This window comes from Streptomyces sp. NPDC002044 (assembly GCF_040296725.1).
GTDB classification, from domain to species: domain Bacteria; phylum Actinomycetota; class Actinomycetes; order Streptomycetales; family Streptomycetaceae; genus Streptomyces; species Streptomyces antarcticus.
The window spans coordinates 1-2,764 of record NZ_JBEOXU010000297.1; the positions used below are offsets into that span (position 1 = coordinate 1).

Here is a 2,764-nt window from a genome sequence, read left to right on the forward strand (position 1 = left end):
TGGCGGCGACCAGGCCGACGGCGCCGGTGCCGACGAGCACGGCGGACAGGCCCGGTAACGCCGGGCGCTGACTGGCCTGTGGTACGCGGGCCGGCGGTCGCGGTACGCCCGGTCGTGACAGCCGGGAACAGCCGATCCGTTCGTGCCAAGGGACGCGCCTGGCCGCGCGCCCGTCTCCTCCCCGAGCTGCGCTCCGAGGGGTGGACACGGCGGGGCCGCGGGGCCCGGTGCTCCCGCGAGGGGCGGCCGCCGACCCGGGGGAGGTGCCCACCCCGCGCCGACCCCGCCGATGGCTGCGTCGCCGGCCCGGGCCACCGGCCCGGACGGACCCATCGGACGCTTCGAGGACGTGGCCCGCCGCGAGCGGCGGACGTCCGGGGGACGGGGCTCTTCGCCACGGGCCCGCCCGGTTCGGCGGAGCGGACGACGGACCCGGAACGTGCCGGTCGACGCCCAGGGGGTGTTGTGGCCGGGGCGTCCAGGGGCGTCCCGGGTCCGGCGGGTCAGGGCTGCCGGATCGCCGACACCTCGAACTCCAGGACCACCTTGTCCCCGACCAGGACGCCGCCGCCCTCCAGGGCGGCGTTCCAGGTGATGCCGTAGTCCTTGCGGCTGATCGCGGCCGAGCCCTCGAAGCCGACGCGCAGGTTGCCGTACGGGTCCGTCGCGCTGCCCTGGAACTCGAAGTCGATGCCGAGCGGACGGGTGACGTCCTTGACGGTGAGATCGCCGGTCAGCCGGAAGTCGTTGTCGCCGAGCCGCTGCACGCCGGTGGACACGAAGGTGATCTCGGGGAAGGTCGGCGCGTCCAGGAAGTCGTTGGTGCGCAGGTGGCCATCGCGCTGCTCGTTGCGTGTGTCGATGCTCGCGGTCTTGATGGTGATCTTGGCGGTGGACTTCGAGGGGTCCTCACCGTCGAAGTACCCGCTCCCCTCGAACTCGTTGAACGCGCCGCGCACCTTGGTGACCATGGCGTGCCGGGCCACGAAGCCGATCTGGCTGTGAGCCGGGTCGAGGGTGTAGTTCCCGGTCAGTGACGCGAGGGGGGTGGTGGTCATGGGCCTGCTCCGCGGGGGCTCGGGGACGGGGACGAGATGCGCTCGTCCACGCTAGCCACGCAGACCACGACACGCGTTCGACCGCGCCCGGACGTCACCCGATCGGCCAGAGCCGGTGCCCGGCGGCCCGCGCTGCCGTACCGGGCCGTGCCGAGTCGCGCCGTACGGGCCGTGCCGAGCCGCGTCGTACGGCCGTACCGCCCCGTGCGGTACCGCGCCGCTTCCCGCCGCGCCGCTTCCCGCCATCCGGTACGGGGCCCCGGTGGTCAGCCGTCCGTGGGCGCGGCGGAGGCACCGGCCGGGCCGGGTTCGCCGGCGGTGTTCAGCCCTGCGGGTTGGTGGCGATCTCGTCGCGGATCAGGTTGCGGTGCTCCTCGTACACGAGGCGTGCCTCGTCGCTCGGGACCGCACCCGTGTCCAGGCCGCACAGGCATGTCACCGTGGTCTTGCCGGTGGGCAGCCGACCGCTCCACTGCTGGGTGGGGGTGTCCTGCGAGTCGAGCGCCGTGTCGTGGTTCTCGTAGCGGAGTTTGTGCCGGTAGGCGGGCGTGCGCGGCTCGCGCGGGAGGGACGCCGGGCCGGTGCTGTCGAGGGTGGATCGGTACTCGCTCATGCGCCCATCATCCCGTGCCGGTGCGCTCCTGCCGCAAACCCCCGCCCGGGACACAGCCCGATGGGTGCACACTCGGCCCGCCGGGGAGCGTACCGGCCACGTCGGGGCCGCGGCCGGGGCGCTCACGCGGCCTTCCGCAAGCCCTGCGGCACCTCGCCCCGCGGCACCTCGCCCCGGGACTACTCGTCCACGAGCGACAGGACGTTTCCGGCCGGATCCCTGAACCAGGCGATGGACGGCGTGGAGCCGGCCTCCCCGCGGGCGATGCCCTTCGCGTCCTGGCCGAATCCCGGATAGCGCTCGAACTCGACGCCGAGGGCCGTGAGGGCGTCGACCCTGTCCTCGATGTCGTCCACCGGGAAGTTGAGCACGGTGAAGTCCGCGGGCCGGTGGTCGTCCTTGGGGTACAGCAGCACGCTGCCGCCGCCCCCGAGGTGCAGGAAGAGCATGCCGTGCTCCTGGGTGACCCGCAGACCGAGCGTCCCGCCGTAGAACTCCTCCGCCTTCCCCACGTCGTCCACCGAGAACCCGCTGAATGCCTTCGTGTCCCGGAACATGATCACTCCTGTCGCCGCTGCGGCCCCTTCCCATCGTGCCCCGGCGGCCCGCGGGCGGCGCGGGCAGCGCAGGGGAGGGCGTTCGCCGGCGCAGGACGGCTCCGGGCCGGGACGAGTTCCCACGGGCAGGTGTAGACGCCGGGCGGCACGGGGAGGAAGGTGGCGGGCGCCCGACCCGGGCACCTGAGCGGCTCCGATCCGGGCCGCTCGCTGAATTGGACAGAAGGACGAGCATGGCCAGCGGCACCGTGAAGTGGTTCAACTCCGAAAAGGGCTTCGGCTTCATCGCCCAGGAGGGGGGCGGACCGGACGTCTTCGCCCACTACTCCAACATCTCCGGCAACGGATACCGCGAACTGACCGAGGGCGAAGCGGTGTCGTTCGACATCACGCAGGGCCAGAAGGGCCCCCAGGCGGAGAACATCATCCGCGCCTGAGCACTCGCTCCGAGTCCTCCACCTCCCTCTGTGCCGACGGGGCCCGCACCACCGGTGCGGGCCCCGTCGCCAGATCGGAAGAGCGGCGTGGAGGGAAAG

4 protein-coding genes are annotated in these 2,764 nt (G+C 73.0%); 1 reads left to right on the forward strand and 3 read right to left on the reverse strand.

From position 1 onward, the window contains the following. Nucleotides 1-503: 503 nt before the first annotated feature. The 3 genes from ABT106_RS31660 to ABT106_RS31670 form a co-directional block, all read right to left on the reverse strand. Nucleotides 504-1,058 carry a YceI family protein gene (locus ABT106_RS31660; RefSeq protein ID WP_351284432.1) on the reverse strand — a complete coding sequence of 185 codons (555 nt, stop codon included), beginning with the start codon at nucleotides 1,056-1,058 and terminating at the stop codon, nucleotides 504-506. A 322-nt stretch (nucleotides 1,059-1,380) separates the two neighbouring features. Next, complete coding sequence (locus ABT106_RS31665) at nucleotides 1,381-1,671, reverse strand: hypothetical protein (protein WP_351284434.1); 291 nt, start codon at nucleotides 1,669-1,671, stop codon at nucleotides 1,381-1,383. 179 nt (nucleotides 1,672-1,850) lie between these two features. Further along, entirely contained in the window at nucleotides 1,851-2,228 is a 378-nt protein-coding gene (locus tag ABT106_RS31670; protein WP_351284436.1) for a VOC family protein, read from the reverse strand. A gap of 233 nt (nucleotides 2,229-2,461) precedes the next feature. Here ABT106_RS31670 and ABT106_RS31675 point away from each other — a divergent pair, with 233 nt between their 5' ends. Beyond that, entirely contained in the window at nucleotides 2,462-2,665 is a 204-nt protein-coding gene (locus ABT106_RS31675; protein ID WP_351284439.1) for a cold-shock protein, read from the forward strand. The last annotated feature ends 99 nt before the right edge of the window (nucleotides 2,666-2,764 follow it).